Source organism: Actinoallomurus soli, from assembly GCF_024055715.1.
GTDB lineage: Bacteria > Actinomycetota > Actinomycetes > Streptosporangiales > Streptosporangiaceae > Actinoallomurus > Actinoallomurus soli.
On sequence record NZ_JAMXMV010000008.1, the window covers coordinates 255619 to 274316 of the forward strand.

The following is an 18698-nucleotide window of genomic DNA, read 5'->3' on the forward strand; positions in this document are numbered from 1 at the left end:
GTGATCGACGGGATCATCGCGGCCGGCGCCATGGGCTCGTCGATCGCTCGATGCGGGCCCAGGGCCGGATCGAGCGATGGCCTGTGCGGCTCCCGCACTCGAGATCGGGGAGCCTCTTCGTTGAGTTCTGCGGCCCGCGCCGCGATCCGCGCGGGGACTGAATCCGAGTCTACGCAGTGTCGCTCGGCGGGGTCCGTGCCGTGCCCCACCGGCGCCCCGGCGGCCGTGCGGCCGTGCGGCTAAGGTGGCAGGAAGACGGTAGCGGAGGTTCCGCTGCCGCGACGCGGGGACGGCCGTCTCAAGACGCCGTTCCGACCGGGAGAAGGTGGTGGCTCGCGCGAGGTCGCGAGCCTGACACGTGGACGTTACCGGCGTTCCCCCGAAGGACCGGCTTGGACCCGGGCGGGTCACCCACGCGCTGTGGGGGGCCGCTCCCTACCCCGCGGTGATGGCCGACACCGACGGCCTGGTGGTCGAGCTGAACGAGGCCGCCGCTTGTCTGTTCCCGCGCGCGGAGCCGGGCGCGACCCTCGCCGCGACGACGCCCCGGTGGCTCGCGGAGGCGAACCGTACGGCGGAAGGGCTCGGTACCGAGGGCGAACCGGCGTGGGGCCGGGTGGGACGGCGCAGCTTCGAGGCGTACCCGAGCCGCACGCCGGACGGGAACGTGGTGTGGTGGCTGGTCGAGGACACCGCCCGGCGGCTGGCGGAGATCCAGCTGTCCACGGAGCGCGGGCGCACCGCGCTGCTGGCGGACGAGTCGAACGCCCTGCTGTCGACGCTCGACATCGACCGGTGCATGGAGGTCGCGGTACGGCTGGCGGCCGAGCATCTGGCCGACGCGGCCGTGCTCATGCCGCCCGTTCTGGACCGGCGGCTGCCGGCGGCCTTCGCCGTCCGCGGGGGCGAGGTCTACCGGCGCACGGTGCCGGCCGACCCCGCCGACATGGCCGGTCTGAGCGAGGCGCTGCAGGGGTTCCCGCCGGTCCCCTCCCGCTGGATCGATCCCGGCCGGTTGCCGTCGTGGGCCGTGCCGGAGGGCTTCGGCGGACCGGTCGGCGCGGTCGTGGTCACACCGCTGCCCGGGCACGGCATCGCGGAGGGAGCGTTGATCCTCCTGCGCCGCGGCGACGGGCCCGGATTCAGCCGGAACGAGGAGGTCTTCGCCCGGCTGTTCGCGGCACGGGCGGGCGCGGCGCTGTCGGCGGCCCGCGCGTACACCGAGCGGGCGGAGATCAAGACGATCCTCACGCGCGAGCTGCTGCCGCCCCAGCTGCACCGCGTCCACGGCGTGGACATCGCCGGTGGCTACCGCGCGTCGTTGCGCGGCGAACTCGTGGGCGGTGACTTCTACGACGTCCATCCGGGTGAGGACGAGGACGCCGAGTCCCTCGTCGTCCTCGGCGACGTGTGCGGCAAGGGCCTGGAGGCGGCGATCACCACCTTCAAGATCCGCATCACGCTGCGGGCGCTGCTGCCCATGGCGGCCGACCACCTGCGGACGCTCTCGCTGCTCAACAAGGCGCTGCTCACCACGGAATGGGGCCGGTTCGCCACCCTGGTGCTCGCCTCGGCGGTGCGCGCCGGAGACCGGGTGCGGCTGCGGCTGACCAGCGCCGGGCATCCGCCGCCGCTGATCGTGCGGCGCGACGGCGTGGTCGAGGAGGCCGCCACGCGCGGCTCCCTGATCGGGGCCGTATCCGACGTGCACGCGACGACCGCCGGGGTCGAGCTGGCACCGGGGGAGACATGTGTGCTCTACACCGACGGCATCACCGAGGCCCGCGGCGGACCGCTGGGCGACACCCTGTTCGGCGAGCACCGGCTGAAGGACGCGCTGTCCGAGTGCGCCGGGATGCCCGCCGAGGCCGTCGTGGAGCGCGTGCAGATGCTCGCGGCCGAATGGGCCGGTGACCGCGAGCACGACGACATGGCCGTCGTGGCGATCAGCGCGCCGCGCACCGGTCCTTCCGCCGCGGCCGAGCGCCGATCAAGCGCGCCGCGCACCGGTCCTTCCGCCGCGGCCGAGCGCCGATCAAGCGCGCCGCGCACCGGTCCTTCCGCCGCGGCCGAGCGCCGATCAGCCGACGAGGAGACCCGACGATGACCGCTTCAAAGCCGGACCGTATCCGCACGGACGTCCTCTCCACCCGCCTGTGGGACGCCGTTCGTGAAGGCGATGAGTACGCCGCCGCCGACGTCCTGCTGCCGGCGGTGGACGCCGGGCTGAACGCCGAATCCGCGCTGCTCGACGTGATCGCGCCCGTGCAGGAGAAGGTCGGCGCCGAGTGGGCCGCCAACCGGATCAGCGTCGCCCAGGAGCACACCGCGACGGCCATCAACGACCGCGTCATCGCGGCCCTCGCGTACCGCGCGTCCGCGCGCATCCGGCCGCGCCGGGGCCGGGTCACGGTCGCGTGCGCCGAGGGGGAGTGGCACGCCCTGCCCGCCCGCCTGCTGGCCGAGATTTTGCGGCTGCGCGGCTGGCAGGTCGACTTCCTGGGCGCACACGTCCCCGTCGCCAACCTGATCGACCATCTGTACCGCAGGCGCCCCGACGTGCTGGCCCTGTCCTCCTCCATCCCCACCCGCCTGCCCGCCGCGCACCACGCGATCACCGCCTGCCAGGCGGCGGGCGTCCCGGTCATGGTCGGCGGGGCGGCGTTCGGCCCCGGCGGCCGCTACGCCACCCGGCTGCGCGCCGACGGCTGGGCGCCCGAGGGCCGTACCGCGGCGCTCCGTCTCGGCGAGATCGTCGCACGGGCCCACGTCCCGCCGGCGGCCCGCGAGCCCCTGGACGACCTGCCGCACCTGGCCGACCAGGAGTACACCCTGGTCACCCGCAACGTGAACCGCCTGGTCGCCGCGGTCCTCGCCACGCTGCCGGACCGGTTCCCGGACATGGCCGACTACAGCGACCGGCAACACCGGCACACCGCCGAGGAACTCGCCTACGTCACCGAGTGCCTCGGCGCCGCTCTTTACCTGGACGACTCGGACCTGTTCCCCCGCTTGGTCGCCTGGACCGCCGACATCCTCACCGCGCGCGGCGTCCCGGCGCACTCGCTGGGCCCGGCCCTGGACCTGCTGACCGAACAGCTCAAGGACTTTCCCCGCGCCGTCGCCCTGCTGCGCGACGGCCGCGCCGCGCTCCGAGGTGTGCCTTCCGCCCGGCCGTGAGACGCCGCTGAGATCGACGGCGCCGCCGGTTCACGCGACCGGTGCCCGCGGCGCGCCCGGTGCCCATGGCGCGCGCCGGGTCATCGACGGCCTGGGCGGGCCCCGGGAGCGGAGTCGGGAACCTCTTCGTTGAGTTCCGCGACCCACGCGGCGATCTGCGCGCGAGAGGTGAAGCCGAGCTTGCGCAGGATGCGTTCCACATGCCCTTCCGCGGTCCGCTGGGCGACCACGAGGGTGGCGGCGATCTCCTTGTTGCTCATCCCCTTCGCCACCAGCCGGGCGACCTCCGTCTCCCTGCGGGTCAGCGGTGACAGGGTGCGATCGGCGGGGGCGCCCGGCGCGGTCCGGACCTCGGTCTCCCGGAGGGCGTACGCCGTCGTCTCCGCCGCGGAGAAGCCGCGACCCTCCTCGAAGAGCGCGTCGAACCGAGGACCGGCGAGCCGGTCCCGTACCGCCGTCTCGTATCGCTCGCGGTACCCCGCGAGGTACGCGTACGGGGGCCCGCCCAGCGCGCGCCGGATCTCCCGGAGCGCTCCGAGCAGGCGGGCGGCGCGCTCCGGGTCGCCCTCGTCTGCGGCGATCCAGGCGAGGACCTCCACGCACAGCGCCATGCCGAGACGATCGTCGAAGGGCTGTTTCAGGCGGATGGCGTGCTGTTCGAGCTCCGTCGCGCGCTTCAGGTCGCCGCGCCGCCAGACCTCGATCCCGTAGACGGACAGCGCGTAGGAGCGGAACCAGTGGTCCTGTCTGGCCTCGCAGAGCCGCAGGCATTCCTCGAACAGGGCGACGGCCTCCTCCGGACGGCCGAGCAGGGAGTACGCCGTGGCCAGGTACATCGACGAGTTGGCGACGCCCTTCTCGTGCGCCAGTTCGCGATGGCGAGCCAGTGCGTCCTCCAGGATCGCCGCGGCCCCGCTCAGATCGGAGCGGATCAGCGCGGCCAGGCCCGCGACGTAGTCGCACTGGGCCAGGACGACCGGCTCGTCGCGGGCGAGGGCCCGGCTCTCCCGGAGCATCGGCTCGGCGGCCGCGAAGTCGCTCTGGAGGACGGCCAGCCGGGCGGACACGCACAGGGCGGCGGCGCGGGCGGCCGGAGGGGCGGAGTCGGCTCCGAGCAGCTTCTCGAGCCACCGTCGTCCCTCGTGGAGGAGGTCGGCCGCGATCCAGTAGAACAGCAGGCCGGAGGCCATGTCGAGGCCGACGTGGGCCTCTCCGGGCGTGACGAGGCAGTGATCGAGGGCGGCGCGGAGGTTGCCGTGCTCGGTTCGCAGCCGGTTGAACCACGACACCTGGTCGGGTCCGAACCAGTCGTGTTCGGCTCGGGTGATGAGGTCGCGGTAGTGGTCGCGGTGGCGTTGTTGGACTCGGGTGGTGGTGCCGGAGGCGTGGAGGCGTTCTCGGCCGTATTGGCGGATGGTCTCCAGGAGGCGGTAGCGGACGGTGCCGGAGTGTTCTTCGCGGAGGAGGATGGATTTGTCGACGAGTCCGATGACGAGTTCGAGGATGTCGTCGCGTTCGATGCCGTCGCCGGCGCAGACGGTTTCGGCGGCTTCGAGGTCAAGGCCGCCGGAGAAGACGGAGGTGCGTTCCCAGAGGAGGCGTTCGGGTTCGGTGCACAGGCCGTAGCTCCAGTCGATGAGGGCGCGCAGGGTCTGGTGGCGGGGCAGGACGGCGCGGGAGCCGGAGGTCAGGAGGCGGAAGCGGTCGTCGAGGCGGGCGAGGAGCTGGTGGACCGACAGGGCGCGCAGGCGTACGGCGGCCAGTTCGATGGCCAGCGGGAGGCCGTCGAGGCGGTGGCAGATGCGTTCGACGGTGGGGAGGTTGTCCTGGGTGAGGGTGAAGCCGGGGACGACCGCTTCGGCGCGTTCGGCGAACAGCCGCACGGCGTCACCGACGACGACGCCGGAGTGGGAGCCGGCGGCGGCCTGACCGGTCACCGGCAGGCTGGGGACCGAGAGGGTCTGCTCGCCGGCGACGCCGAGGGCCTGGCGGCTGGTGGCCAGGATCCGCAGGCGCGGGCAGGCGCGCAGCAACGCCTCGGCCAGGACCGCGCACTCGCCCACCAGGTGCTCGCAGTTGTCCAGGATGAGCAGCGCCTGGGCGTCCTCGAGGTGGTCGACGAGCACCTGCAGCGGCGGCCGGACCGAACGATCGGGAATCCGCAGGGCCTCGCACACCGCCGGGACCAGCAGGCCCGGATCGTTCAGCGCGGCGAGCTCGACCAGCCACACGCCGTCGGGGAACGCCCGGTGGACGAGTGTGCCCACCCGGGTGGCGAGCCGGGTCTTGCCGACGCCGCCGACCCCGGACAGGGTGACGAGCCGTGACACGGACAGGAGACGTTTGACCTCGGCCACCTCGTGCCGACGCCCCACGAAACTCGTCACCTCGGCCGGGACCCCGTGGATCTGTCCGGGCCGGGTGGTGTCGAAAGCCCCCGTCATACCATCGCCTCGGGACCGGATCCGGCGCGGCCATCGTCGCTCCGGAGGGACGGTCCAGGTCACAGCGTATGTGCGCCCTGCCGGTGAGCCGGCATCCGGGCGCGGCCGCGCCGCCCGCCACGGTGCCCGTGGTGCCGGAGTGACCGGAATGGTGCACATGCCCGGAGCCGCACGAATTCTTGGCCATTTGCAGTGAGGAAACCGAAACACACCTGAAACACCGGCTCGCAGGGTTTCACACCGCCGAAACACTCATGCCCCGTCGGTGAAACCGCGCTGCTCGAAGCTCCAGATCAGTATCGACCAGAGCAGTAACGATCACCTCACCGAAGGGACGACCGCATGCCGCCGGACGTTCTCAAACTGATGAATTCGGGCGACACCGCCTGGCTGCTCGCGAGTGCAGCCCTCGTGCTCCTGATGACCCCCGGCCTCGCGTTCTTCTACGGTGGCATGGTCCGGTCGAAGAGCGTCCTGAACATGCTGATGATGAACTTCGCCACGATCGGCATCGTCAGCGTCCTGTGGGTCTTCTACGGTTACTCCCTCGCGTTCGCCAAGGACGTGGGAAACCACGGGTTCATCGGCGGCCTGGGCAAGGTGGGCCTCAAGGACACCCTGATCTCCGCCTCCGGCACCTCGCCCGAGCTGGCGTTCGTGGCCTTCCAGCTGATGTTCGCCATCATCACGCCGGCTCTGATCAGCGGCGCGGTCGCCGACCGCGTCAAGTTCGGCGGCTGGTGCGTGTTCGTCGCCATCTGGGCGACGGTCGTCTATTTCCCGGTCGCGCACTGGGTGTTCTTCTTCGGTGACACGACGACCACCAAGGACGGCGGTTTCCTCGCCGACCACATCGGCACCCTCGATTTCGCCGGCGGTACCGCGGTCCACATCAACGCCGGTATGGCCGGACTCGCCCTGGCTCTGGTCGTCGGCAAGCGCGTCGGCTGGCCGAAGGAGCCGATGCGGCCGCACAACGTCCCGTTCGTACTGCTCGGTGCCGGTCTGCTGTGGTTCGGCTGGTTCGGGTTCAACGCCGGCTCCGCGCTGGCGGCCAACGCCCAGGCGTCCGTGGCGTTCGTCAACACCCAGGTCGCGACCGCGGCGGCGGCGCTCGGCTGGATCATCACCGAGCGGATCCGGTACGGCAAGCCGACCGCGCTCGGCATGGCGTCCGGCGCCGTTGCCGGCCTCGTCGCGATCACTCCCGCCTGTGCCGCGGTCAACCCGGTGGGCGCCGTCATCCTCGGCGTCATCGCCGGCGCGCTCTGCTCGGTCGCCGTGGGCCTCAAGCACAAACTCGGCTTCGACGACTCGCTCGATGTCGTCGGCGTGCACGCGGTCGGCGGCGCGGCGGGCGCCCTGCTCATCGGCTTCCTCGCCACCCCGACGGTCACCGGCATCCTCACCCCCGCCAAGGGCGACGGCCCGGCCGGCCTGTTCTACGGCGGAGGGCTGTCCCAGCTCGGAAAGCAGGCGATCGGCGTGGTGCTGGTCGCGGTGTACTCCTTCGTCATCACCTGGATCATCGCCAAGATCCTCGACAAGGTGATGGGCCTGCGGGTCAGCGAGGAGGACGAGGTGTCCGGCATCGACCTCGCCGAGCACGCCGAGAGCGCGTACGAGTTCGGCCCCTCCCACGGGTCCGGCGGCGGATCGGGCATCCTGGCATCGCTCACCGTCGATCGCTCCAAGGCGGCCGGTGACAATGGATCGGGCGGCGGCAAGACGCCCGTGGACCCGGGCGAGAAGAAGGTGGAGGCGGAGGCATGAAACTCGTCACCGCGGTGATCAAGCCTTTCAAACTGGACGACGTCAAGGCGGCGCTGGAGACCTTCGGCGTACACGGCCTCACGGTCAGCGAGGCCAGCGGGTACGGCCGCCAGCGCGGCCACACCGAGGTGTACCGCGGCGCGGAGTACAAGGTCGACCTCGTACCCAAGCTCCGTGTCGAGGTCCTCGTCGACGACGAGGACGCCGACGACATCGTCGACGTGATCGTCAAGGCGGCTCAGACCGGCAAGATCGGTGACGGCAAGGTCTGGTCGGTCCCGGTCGACACCGTCGTCCGCGTCCGTACCGGGGAGACCGGGCCGGAGGCGCTGTAAGCGTGGCGGATGTGATCGGGGGAACGCACGGCCCGGTGGGTGGGGTCGCCCTGCCGGGCCGTGCCCTCTCCAGGCCGCGGGCGACCGCCGAGGCCCGCGCCGCGCTCGGGGCGGCGCGGGCCGACCGCGCCCGCGACCTGGACCGCGGCCTGGCCCGCCTGCTCGGCGCCGAGGCCGACGTCGCGCTGGTCGCCGTCGGCAGCCACGGGCGCGAGGAGCTCACCCCGGGCGGCGACCTGGACCTGGTCCTCCTGCACCGGGACCGGTCCGACGTGTCCGCGCTCGCCGATCGCCTCTGGTACCCGATCTGGGACTCCGGGCAGCGCCTCGACCACTCGGTGCGCACTCCCGCGGAGGCACGGGCCGTCGCCCGCGAAGACATGAAGGCCGCGCTGGGCCTGATCTCCGCCCGGCACATCGCCGGCGACCCGGCCCTCACCCGTGGCCTGCGCGAGGTGGTGCTCGCGGACTGGCGTGCGGATGCCCGGCGGCGGCTTCCGGAGTTGCGCGAGATGGCCAGGTCCCGCTGGAGCCGCTACGGAGAACTGGCCTTCCTGCTGGAACCCGACCTGAAGGAATCCCACGGCGGGCTGCGCGACGTCCACGCGATCCAGGCGGTCGCGGCGGCCTGGGTGGCACCCGGCCCGACGGACGCGGTCAAGGCGGCGTACGCTCTCCTGCTCGACGTCCGGCACGCGCTCCATCAGCACACCGGCCGCGGCGGCGACCGTCTCGTCCTGCAGGAGCAGGACGCCGTGGCGGCCGCCCTGGGCCTGCTGGACGCGCACGCCCTGCTGCGCTCGATCGCCGAGGCCGCCCGCACGATCACGTACGCCGGCGACCAGGTGTGGCGGACGGTCGCCCGCCTCTCTTCCCCGCCGGGCCGTCCCGTCCGCAGGCCGCTCGCCGACGGCGTCGTCGAGCAGGACGGGGAGGTCGTCCTGGCGCTGGGCGCCGACCCGCGCAGGGACCCCGTACTCGGCCTCCGCGCCGCCGCGGCTGCCGCGCAGGCGGGACTGCCGCTCGCCACGGCGACCGTCGAACGCCTGGCCGAGGAGATGGCACCGCTTCCCGACCCTTGGCCGCCGGACGCCCGCGACGCGCTCGTGACCCTCCTCGGCGCCGGGCCGCCCGCGGTCGGGGTCTGGGAGGCGCTCGACCAGGCCGGCCTGATCGTCCGGCTCCTGCCCGATTGGGAACGCGTCCGCAACCGGCCCCAGCGCAACCCCGTGCACACCTACACCGTGGACCGGCACCTCGTCGAGACGGCCGCCCGCGCCGCCGCGCACACCCGGGACGTGGCCCGGCCGGACCTCCTGCTGGTCGGCGCCCTGCTGCACGACATCGGCAAGGGCTGGCCCGGCGACCACTCCCGTACGGGCGCGGTCATGGCACGGGACCTCGGCCGGCGCCTCGGCTTCGACGCGGCCGACGTACGGGCGCTGGAGTCGATCGTCCGCCACCATCTCCTGCTGCCGGAGACCGCGACCCGCCGCGACCTCGACGACCCCGTCACGATCGAGACGGTGGCCGAGACCGTCGGGGACCCCGTCGTGCTCGAGACGCTCGCCGCCCTCGCCATCGCGGACGGGCAGGCGACCGGCCCGGCGGCGTGGGGCGCGTGGAAGGCCCGCCTGGTCGCGGAACTGGCCCGCCGTGTCGCCGCGGTGCTCGCCGGAGCGCCGCCGCCCGTCGCGCCCGACCCCGCCCCCGAGCAACTGGCCCTCGCCCGCCACGGCGGCGGCGCCGTACGGGTCGCCGGGTCGCGGATCACGGTGGTCGCGCCAGACCGCCCGGGTCTGCTCTGGCAGGCGGCCGGCGTGCTCGCCCTGCACCGCCTCGCCGTCCGCGGGGCCCGTACGGCGTCCTGGGCCACAGCCGCCGCCGGCGTGGAGGCCACCAGAGCGACCGGCCGCCCGGAGACCGACGCGGCGAGCGGTCGTGCGGAGGCCGATGGAGCGGGCCGTGGCGGCGAAGCCATCGGGGCGGACGGTCGTACGGAGACCGGCGGAGCGCGCGGACCGGCGGGTCGTGCGGAGGCCGATGGAGCGGGCGGTCGTGCGGAGCAGGCGGACACGGCCGTGCTCGAGTTCCTCGCGGTCCCCGAGTACGGCTCCGGCCCCGACCCCGCCGCGCTCGAGGCCGACCTCCGGCGCGTCCTGGCCGGGCGGCTCGACGTCGCGGCCCGGCTGGAGCGCCGCGCCCGGTCGTACCGGCCTCGCAAGGGCGTTCCGGTGCCTCCACCGCGCGTCATCTTCCTCGACGACGCCTCGGACACGGCCACCGTCATCGAGGTGCGCGCCCACGACCGGCCCGGCCTGCTCTGGCGCATCGGGCACGCCCTCGGCTCCTGCGGCGTGCAGGTGCGCGCCGCCCGGGTGGAGACGCTCGGCGCGGAGGCCGTCGACGTCTTCTACGTCGTGGACGACGAGGGGCGCCCGCTCTCCGACCGGGCCCTGCGGGAGACGATCCGCGAGGCCGTCCTCGAGGTGGTCCGTTGAGTCGCTGACCGCAGGATGAAGATCCACGGAACTGGCCGTGCGGCCCATTGACGGTGCCTGCGGTCCGGGTGAGGCTCCAGGGGGTCCAAGATCCCCAGGAGGTCTGCGTGCCCAACGTTTCGCTCATCCGCGCGGCCGTGCCGGTCCTCACCCTCACCCTCGCCGGGGCCGCCGTGACACCCGCCGAAGCCGTGACACCCGCCGGGGCCGCGGCGGCGCCCGCCGGCACGGCCGGCGCGCTCACCGTCGACCGCGGCCACGACCGCACGATCACCTTCCGTACCCGCCGCGACGGCGAGGTGCTCGCCGCCGTCACGGCAGCGGCCCCGGGCGTGTCCTGGGCCGTCAAGGGCCGTGAGTCGGCTGTTCTGTCGCTGTTCGTCGACGGCCGGTACGCCACCGACGACGTGGTTCCCGCGGCCTTCCCGATCAAGCGGGAGTTCGCCCTCGGCCGCCTGCGGGCCGGCCGCCACACGCTGCGGCTCCGGCTGGCCGCCGACCGGTCGCCGGGCCGGAGCGTACGCGTGAGCGGTCTGGCGTTCCGTACGGTCGCGGCCGGGTCGCCGGCGTACACCGACCTGGCGCACGCGCCCGTGCTGTACGGCCGCAACGGCACCGGCGGCACCTCGACCGGCCCCTTCCAGAACGCCGCGACCGACACGCCCCTGGTCGCCTGGCACGAGGACGTTCCCGCCGCGACGCCCGGGCACCGCCTGCTCACGTACTCCTACATCTGGAGCAACGAGGACGGCGGCACGTCCACCCCGCAGCTCATGGCGCGCTGGGGCCGGACGACCGACATCGAGTGGATCTACCAGGTCGAGGTGGACGCGCAGGGCAGGCGGGTGCCCGGCACCGCCGTCTTCCAGGCGCCGAACCACGTCACGCAGCAGTTCGCCGGCACCTACGAGGGCGATCACCCGCTGCTGCAGACCTGCACGCTGAACAACAACATCTGCGACAAGGTCGACGACCCGATGCGGTTCTCGCTGTCGACGGCGCAGGTCCTCGACGCGACCACGGAGGCCCGCGAGCAGATCATGGACCGCAACCCGTGGACGTACTGGGTGGCGGCGGCGGAGGCGCGCCGTGAGGGGAGGGTGGCGGCGGACCCGCCGACGACCTCCCAGACCCTGATCGCCGACCCGCGCGACTATCTCTACCTCGTCGTCCGCAAGCAGACCCTCGACCCGCCCAACGGCACCGACTGGGTCGGGCTGTCCATCGGCGTGCGGCTCAAGGGCGACTCGACCCTGTACCGCTCGGACCACCTGTTCCCCGACCGGTCCATCAACCGGGACCTGCCCGCGGCGACGACCGTTCAGCTTCCGCCCGGGACGACGCCGTCGGACGTGGCCGAGATCGTCGGCATCCGGGTGCCCGCCACGGCGAAGGACACCGGCGCGACGATCAAGGTCCAGGCGATCAACCGGGCGTTCTTCCTCGGCCGGAACGACCTGCCCGGCGCCTCGTTCGTCTCCGGTCCCACGCCCGCGACCCTCACCCCGGACCAGCCGACCGCCGTCCTGTACGACGCCCTGAACTCCGCCCGCTGACGCGCGCCGCCGGGGAGGGCGGGCCGGCCCTCCCCGGCGGCGGTGTCTCAGAAGGGGTCGGTGAGCTCGCCGAGCTTGGAGGTGAGCCGGAGGTTCTCCGAGTAGTCGACCGGAACGGTGATCACCGAGACGGTGTCCTCCTCCAGGGCCTGGCGCAGCGTCGGCAGGAGGGCGTCCGCGGACTCGACGCGGTAGCCGCGGGCCCCGAAGCTCTCGGCGTACTTGACGAAGTCCGGGTTGCCGAACTCGACGTTCGAGTCGTGGCCCATCTCCAGGTCCATCTTCCACTCGATCAGCCCGTACGCCCGGTCCTCCCAGATCAGCACGGTGATCGGGAGCTTCTCGCGGACGGCCGTCTCCAGCTCCTGGGAGTTCATCAGGAACGCCCCGTCGCCGGTGGCGGCCAGGACGTGCCGGTTGGGGTAGGCGAGCTTGGCCGCGAGGGCGCCCGGGACCGCGAAGCCCATCGACGACAGGCCGTTGGAGACGAGCAGCGTGTTGGGCTCGTACGTCGGGTACATCCGCGCCATCCACATCTTCACGGCGCCGGTGTCGGCCAGGACGATGTCCTTGCGGCCCATCGCCTCGCGGATGTCGGTGACGATCCGCCGCGGCGACATGGGGAACCGGTCCTCGTGGCGGCCGCGTTCGAGCTCCTCGTGGAGCATCCGCCGGATCTTCTCGCCGGTGCCACGGGCGTCGAAGCGGCGGCGTACGGCGTCGGTGAGCGCGCGCAGGGAATTGCGGATGTCGCCCTGGATGCCGACCGTGACGGGGTAGTGGTCGTCGACCTCGGCCGGGAACCGGTGAATGTGGATGATCTTCTTGTCGGCGTGCGGGTTGATCTTGACCGGGTCGAACTCCTGAAGCTCGTACCCGACGCAGATCAGCACGTCGGCCTCGTCGAAGCCGAAGTTCACGTAGTCGTGGCGCATGAAGCCGACCGCGCCCAGGGCGTGGTCGTGGTCGTCGGGGAAGACGCCCTTGCCGTTGAAGGTCGTCGCCACCGGGATCCCGAGCCTCTCGGACATGCGGATCAGCTCGTGGCTCGCGCGGTTCCGGGTCGCGCCGTGGCCCGCCAGGATGATCGGCTGCCGGGACATCGCGATGACGTCGGCGGCGCGGGCCACCTGGGACGCGGAGGGCTCCTCCGGGCGCACGATGTTGATCGGCAGCGGCTTGAGGGACGGGTCGACCTGGGCCGACTCGACGTCCTCGGGGATCGCCAGGTACACCGCGCCGGGCCGCTCCGTCTGCGCCACCTTGAACGCCTTGCGCACCATCTCCGGCAGGGCCTCCGGCGTCGGCGCCATGTCGGCCCACTTGGTGATCGGCCGGAACAGCGAGACGAGGTCGATGATCTGGTGCGACTCCTTGTAGATGCGGTCCAGGCCGACCTGCGCGGAGATCGCGACGACCGGGGTGCTGTTCGTGGTCGCGTCGGCCACCCCGAGCTGCAGGTTGATCGCGCCCGGTCCGAGCGTCGCCGACGCGACGCCCGGACGGCCGGTCAGCCGCCCGTACATCTCCGCCATGAACGCGGCGCCCTGCTCGTGGCGTACGAGGACGTATCGGATCGAGGATTCGTTCAGAGCGTCGACGAAGTGGATGTTCTCCTCACCCGGGATGCCGAAGACGTACTCGACGCCCTCCGCCTCCAGGCAGCGGACCAGGAGCCGGGCGGCCTCCACCTGCGAGTCCATGCGGACTTCCTCCCCTTTTCACCGGCATGTTCACCTATCTGGGCCAAGTGCGCCGCTCGGATCGGCATTCCGTGATGTGGCCGATCACACTCCCGGGCCGGCGGGGAAGGCCCGTCGGGCCGCCGGCGGCCTCTGGCAGGACCGCGAACGTCGTGCCAGAGTGATCGGTGGCGGTCGGCACCCGGGGGCCGCCGAGCGGATAGTGTTGAGGGTCGATCCCCGAAGCACCCTAGGACTGGTCCAGACACGTGTTCGAGACGCTTTCCGACCGGCTGACTACGGTCTTCTCCTCGCTGCGCAGCAAGGGCAAGCTGTCCGAGGCCGACATCAACGCGACCGCGCGCGAGATCCGCGTCGCCCTGCTCGAGGCCGACGTGGCGCTGCCCGTCGTCAAGGACTTCATCGCGCAGATCAAAGAGCGGGCCCGCGGCTCGGAGGTCTCGCAGGCGCTGAACCCGGCCCAGCAGGTCGTCAAGATCGTCAACGAGGAGCTCATCAACGTCCTCGGCGGCGAGACGCGCCGCGTGCGGTTCGCCAAGACCCCGCCGACCGTGATCATGCTGGCGGGTCTGCAGGGCTCCGGTAAGACCACCCTCGCCGGCAAGCTCGCGCGCTGGCTGAAGAGCGAGGGGCACGCGCCCCTGCTCGTCGCCGCCGACCTCCAGCGGCCCAACGCCGTCCAGCAGCTGCAGGTGCTCGGCGAGCGGGCGGGCACCGCGGTGTACGCCCCGGAGCCCGGTAACGGCGTCGGCGACCCGGTGGAGGTCTCCCGCCGGTCGATCGAGCACGCCCGCCACGCCCAGCACGACGTGGTCATCATCGACACCGCGGGCCGCCTCGGCATCGACGAGGACATGATGCGCCAGGCGGCCGACATCCGCGACGCGGTCCGCCCCGACGAGATCCTCTTCGTCGTCGACGCGATGATCGGTCAGGACGCCGTGGTCACCGCGCAGGCGTTCCTCGACGGCGTCGGCTTCGACGGCGTGGTGCTGACCAAGCTCGACGGCGACGCCCGTGGTGGCGCGGCCCTCTCGGTCCGGCACATCACCGGCCGGCCGATCATGTTCGCCTCCACCGGTGAGAAGCTCGAGGACTTCGACGTCTTCCACCCGGACCGCATGGCGGGCCGGATCCTCGACATGGGTGACATCCTCACCCTGATCGAGCAGGCCGAGAAGGCGTTCGACGCCGAGCAGGCCGAGAAGATGACCTCGAAGTTCGCTTCGGGGGAGGACTTCAGCCTCGAGGACTTCCTCGAGCAGATGCAGATGATCCGCAAGCTCGGCCCGATCAAGAACCTCCTCGGCATGATGCCGGGCATGGGGCAGATGCGGCAGCAGATCGACCAGATCGACGACCGCGACCTCGACCGGATCGGCGGCATCATCAACTCGATGACGCCCGAGGAGCGGCAGAACCCCAAGATCATCAACGGCTCGCGGCGGGCGCGCATCGCACGCGGCTCCGGCGTGAGCGTCACCGAGGTCAACAACCTCGTCACCCGGTTCTTCGACGCGCAGAAGATGATGCGCCAGGTGGCCGGCGGCATGGGCATCCCCGGCATGCCGGGCACCCGGCGCAAGCAGGCCAAGGCGGCCGCCAAGAAGGGCAAGGGCAAGGGCAAGCAGCGCAGCGGCGATCCGCGCAAGCGCGCCCAGGAGGCGGCGGGCAAGAAGACGCAGCGTGCCGACGGCGCGCCCCAGGGCCTCCCGCCGGGCCTCGGCGGAGGGCTTCCGGGCCAGCTGCCCCCCGGTTTTCAGATGCCGGACCTGTCGAAGCTCCAGGGCAAGAAGAAGTAATCGCCGCGAGCGTGCGGCCCTCCGGGTTCTCGGAAGGCCGCACGTGCGGCCGACGGATGGCCGTACGCCTGTGACCGGCGGAAGGCCGCAGGTACGGTGCCCGGCGGACGGCTGCACACGCATGCCCGGCGGAAGGCCGCAGGTACGGTGCTCGGCGGACGGCCACACTTGCGTGCCCGGCGGGCAGGTCAGTCGCGGCCGAGTTCGCCGTCGACGCGTCGCCAGATGCCCAGCGGGTTCCCGTCGCGCAGTTCGGCGGGCAGCAGTTCCGCGGGCGCGTCCTGGTAGCTGACGGGGCGCAGGAAGCGTTCGATCGCCAGGGTCCCGACCGACGTGGTGGCCGGCGCGGACGTGGCGGGGAACGGCCCGCCGTGCACAACCGCGTGCCCGACCTCGACGCCCGTCGGCCAGCCGTTGAAGATCACCCGCCCGGCGGTCAGCTCCAGCAGCGGCAGCAGCTCGGCGGCCTGCCCGTGATCCTCCGGTGTCGCGTGCACGGTCGCGGTGAGCTGGCCCTCGAGAGCCTCGGCGATCTGCAGGAGCTGGGCGTGGTCCCGCACCCGTACGACGATCGACGCGGCGCCGAAGACCTCGTCCTGGAGCGAACCATCGGCCAGGAAGGCGTCCCCGTCCGTGACGAACAGCGCGGCGCGCCCGCCACAGGCGATCGTCGCGTCGTCGCCGCCGCGCGCCACCTCGGTCACCGCGTCCGTGCCCTCCAGCCGCCGGACCCCGTCGTCGTACGCCTGGCGGATGCCCGCGTTCAGCATCGGCGCCGCCGCCGTCTCCCCGAGCGCCGCGGCCGCCGACGCGACGAACGGGTCCAGTCCGTCGCCCTCGATCGCGAAGACCAGGCCGGGGCTCGTGCACAGCTGGCCGGCCCCCGTGGTCAGGGAGGCGACGTACGCCGGGCCGAGATCCTCGGCCTTCTCCCGGAGCGCGCCTGGCAACAGGAACACCGGGTTCACGCTGGACATCTCCGCGTACACCGGGATCGGCACGGGACGCGCCGCCGCGGCCGCCACCAGTGCCAGGCCGCCCTGCCGGGAGCCGGTGAAGCCGACGGCCCGGATCCGCGGGTCGGTGACCAGCGCCACGCCGAGCTCCCGGCCGCCGTGCAGCAGCGAGAAGGTGCCCTCCGGCAGACCGTGCGCGGCGACCGCCGCCCTGATCGCCCGGCCGACCAGTTCCGAGGTGCCCGGGTGCGCCGGGTGCGCCTTGACGACCACCGGAGCGCCCGCGGCCAGCGCCGACGCCGTGTCACCGCCGGCGACGGAGAAGGCCAGCGGGAAGTTGCTCGCCGCGAACACCGCCACCGGGCCCAGCGGGATCCGCCGCTGCCGCAGGTCGGGCCGGGGCAGCGGGGTCCGGTCCGGAACGGCCGGGTCGACGCGGGCGCCGAGCCAGCCGCCGTCCCGTACGACCCGCGCGAAGAGCCGCAACTGGTTCGTGGTCCGCGCGAGCTCGCCCCTGACCCGGGCCTCCGGGATGCCGGTCTCGGCGGTGACCCGGTCGATCAGCTCCGCGCCGAGCGCGTCGATCCGGTCGGCGATCCCCTCCAGGAACGCGGCGCGGGTCTCCTGATCGGTGTTCCGGTACGTGCCGAACGCGTCCCACGCCAGGGCGGCGGCGCGGTCGACGTCGGCCGCCACGCCGAAACGGTACGCCGGCTCGAGACGCTCGCCGGTCCGCGGATCGACCGCGTGGAACTCCTCACCCGACCCTGGCACGTCCCGCGCGCCGATCAGTTGATCTCCGGTCAGAGCGGACGTCGTGTCATGTACGGTCATCGGCTGAAGCTCACTTTCATCGCAAAAAGGCCGCCAACTCCATCGTTGCGTACCCTTATTCCTGAGCCGCCCACATGGCGGGCCGTGCGCCCGTCATCGGGCGATCGCCGACCGTGACGCGCGGGGGGCTGATCGATTGCCACTTCTCCGTCATCGTCTGGCAGAATGGCAGGCTGGAAAACCGGACCGTGTGGGGCCCTCTCTCACCTGCGCACCGGTGTCCACCCGAGCGGCGGTTCCGGTCCCCACCCGGGGCTGATCCACTCATTTATTTCGAATCTGGAGAACACCACACCCGTGGCAGTCAAGATCAAGCTCAAGCGTCTGGGGAAGATCCGGGCTCCGTACTACCGGATCGTCGTCGCCGACTCCCGCACCAAGCGTGACGGGCGTGCGATCGAGGAGGTCGGCAAGTACCACCCGAAGGAGGAGCCCTCGCTCATCGAGGTCGACTCCGAGCGGGTGCAGTACTGGCTGGGCGTGGGCGCCCAGCCGACCGAGCCGGTCCTGTCGATCCTGAAGATCACCGGCGACTGGCAGAAGTTCAAGGGCGAGCCGGGCGCGGAGGGCACGCTGAAGGTCGCCCAGCCCAAGCCCGACAAGCAGGAGGTCTTCCAGGCCGCCGTCAAGGAGACCCTGGACGACGCCGAGGGCAAGGCGACGACGCCCAAGTCCAAGAAGAAGGCCGAGCCGAAGAAGGCCAAGAGCGAGGCGGAGGAGTCGGCGTCGGCCGAGGAGACCTCCGAAGCCAAGAGCGAGGCCTAAGGTGCTCGAGGAGGCGCTCGAGCATCTGGTCCGCGGAATCGTGGAGCACCCGGACGACGTCCGGGTGCGTGCCCGCCGGCTTCGCAACGGCAGGGTTCTCGAGGTGCGCGTGCACCCCGACGATCTCGGCAAGGTCATCGGCCGGAACGGCCGCACGGCCAAGGCCCTGCGCACGGTGATCGGCGCCCTCGCGGGCGGCCGGTACATCCGCGTCGACCTCCTCGACCTCAACGAGGCCCGATAGTGCTCGCGGTCGGCATCCTCCGCGGGATCGGTACGACCGCCGGCGGAGCGGCTTGATGCTGCTCGCCGTCGGCCGTATCGGCCGGGCCCACGGGGTCCGCGGCGAGGTGAGCGTCGATACGAGCACCGATGACCCCGGCACGCGTTTCGCGCCGGGGTCATCGCTCATCACCGATCCGGCGCGCCTCGGGCCGCTGACCATCGAGTCCGTACGCCCGCACGCCGGCCGCCTCCTCGTACGGTTCGCCGGAGTCGAGGACCGCACGGCCGCGGAGACGCTGCGCGGCACCCTTCTGCTGGTCGACTCCGCGGACATCGCGCCCAGCACCGACCCGGACGAGTTCCACGACCAGGAGCTCATCGGTCTCGTCGCGGTTACGCCCGACGGGACCGAGGTGGGCGAGGTCGTGGACGTCGAGCATCTCGGCCAGGACCTCCTGGTCGTCCGGCGGCCGGGTGGTGACGCGCTCATACCCTTCGTGCGCGCCCTCGTTCCCGAGGTCGACGTGCCCGGGGGGCGGATCGTCATCGACCCCCCGCCCGGCCTGCTGGAATGACGCCCGTCCCGGGCGCTCGCCACTCCGCGTCGCCCGGCGGCCGACGGCC

The 18698-nt window shown here is 72.4% G+C and carries 13 protein-coding genes; 10 read left to right on the top strand and 3 right to left on the bottom strand.

Translation table 11 applies throughout. The annotated features are described in order from the left end of the window. Nucleotides 1–448 precede the first annotated feature (448 nt). Both NDW01_RS21875 and NDW01_RS21880 read left to right on the top strand, forming a co-directional pair. A complete protein-coding gene (locus NDW01_RS21875; protein WP_252823123.1) occupies nt 449–2107 on the top strand; it encodes a PP2C family protein-serine/threonine phosphatase in 1659 nt (552 codons plus the stop codon). Beyond that, nucleotides 2104–3180: a cobalamin B12-binding domain-containing protein gene (locus NDW01_RS21880; RefSeq protein WP_252823125.1), complete on the top strand. Its 1077-nt coding sequence runs from the start codon at nt 2104–2106 to the stop codon at nt 3178–3180. Before NDW01_RS21875 ends, NDW01_RS21880 begins: the two co-directional genes overlap by 4 nt. A gap of 80 nt (nt 3181–3260) precedes the next feature. Here NDW01_RS21880 and NDW01_RS21885 read toward each other — a convergent pair whose 3' ends face one another. Beyond that, nucleotides 3261–5624: an ATP-binding protein gene (locus NDW01_RS21885; protein WP_252823126.1), complete on the bottom strand. Its 2364-nt coding sequence runs from the start codon at nt 5622–5624 to the stop codon at nt 3261–3263. Nucleotides 5625–5966: 342 nt separating this feature from the next. On the opposite strand from NDW01_RS21885, the gene NDW01_RS21890 reads away from it, so the two are divergent. The 4 genes from NDW01_RS21890 (at nt 5967) to NDW01_RS21905 (ending at nt 11789) form a co-directional block, all read left to right on the top strand. After that, the gene (locus NDW01_RS21890) at nt 5967–7397 is read left to right on the top strand and encodes an ammonium transporter (protein WP_252823128.1); all 1431 of its coding nucleotides are present in this window, start codon (nt 5967–5969) and stop codon (nt 7395–7397) included. Beyond that, on the top strand, nt 7394–7732 hold the full coding sequence (locus NDW01_RS21895) for a P-II family nitrogen regulator (RefSeq protein WP_252776317.1): 339 nt from the start codon (nt 7394–7396) through the stop codon (nt 7730–7732). The genes NDW01_RS21890 and NDW01_RS21895 overlap by 4 nt, the downstream gene beginning before the upstream one ends. 2 nt (nt 7733–7734) lie before the next feature. Next, a complete protein-coding gene (locus NDW01_RS21900; protein ID WP_252823129.1) occupies nt 7735–10233 on the top strand; it encodes a [protein-PII] uridylyltransferase in 2499 nt (832 codons plus the stop codon). A gap of 107 nt (nt 10234–10340) precedes the next feature. After that, the gene (locus tag NDW01_RS21905) at nt 10341–11789 is read left to right on the top strand and encodes a hypothetical protein (protein WP_252823130.1); all 1449 of its coding nucleotides are present in this window, start codon (nt 10341–10343) and stop codon (nt 11787–11789) included. Nucleotides 11790–11836: 47 nt separating this feature from the next. Here NDW01_RS21905 and NDW01_RS21910 read toward each other — a convergent pair whose 3' ends face one another. Further along, complete coding sequence (locus NDW01_RS21910; RefSeq protein ID WP_252823131.1) at nt 11837–13492, bottom strand: acetolactate synthase large subunit; 1656 nt, start codon at nt 13490–13492, stop codon at nt 11837–11839. Nucleotides 13493–13740: 248 nt separating this feature from the next. Here NDW01_RS21910 and ffh point away from each other — a divergent pair, with 248 nt between their 5' ends. Next, nucleotides 13741–15294, top strand: coding sequence for a signal recognition particle protein (ffh, locus tag NDW01_RS21915; RefSeq protein WP_252823132.1), 1554 nt, complete (start codon nt 13741–13743; stop codon nt 15292–15294). A 188-nt stretch (nt 15295–15482) separates the two neighbouring features. Here ffh and NDW01_RS21920 read toward each other — a convergent pair whose 3' ends face one another. Then, on the bottom strand, nt 15483–17084 hold the full coding sequence (locus NDW01_RS21920; RefSeq protein ID WP_252823133.1) for an aldehyde dehydrogenase (NADP(+)): 1602 nt from the start codon (nt 17082–17084) through the stop codon (nt 15483–15485). A 297-nt stretch (nt 17085–17381) separates the two neighbouring features. Between NDW01_RS21920 and rpsP the strand changes: the two genes are divergently transcribed. From rpsP to rimM, 3 genes are read left to right on the top strand one after another with little or no spacing between them, the layout of a single operon-like run. Beyond that, complete coding sequence (rpsP, locus tag NDW01_RS21925) at nt 17382–17849, top strand: 30S ribosomal protein S16 (RefSeq protein WP_252776330.1); 468 nt, start codon at nt 17382–17384, stop codon at nt 17847–17849. A 1-nt stretch (nt 17850) separates the two neighbouring features. Then, the gene (locus NDW01_RS21930) at nt 17851–18093 is read left to right on the top strand and encodes an RNA-binding protein (RefSeq protein WP_252776333.1); all 243 of its coding nucleotides are present in this window, start codon (nt 17851–17853) and stop codon (nt 18091–18093) included. A gap of 55 nt (nt 18094–18148) precedes the next feature. Further along, on the top strand, nt 18149–18649 hold the full coding sequence (rimM, locus tag NDW01_RS21935) for a ribosome maturation factor RimM (protein ID WP_252823134.1): 501 nt from the start codon (nt 18149–18151) through the stop codon (nt 18647–18649). Nucleotides 18650–18698 lie beyond the last annotated feature (49 nt).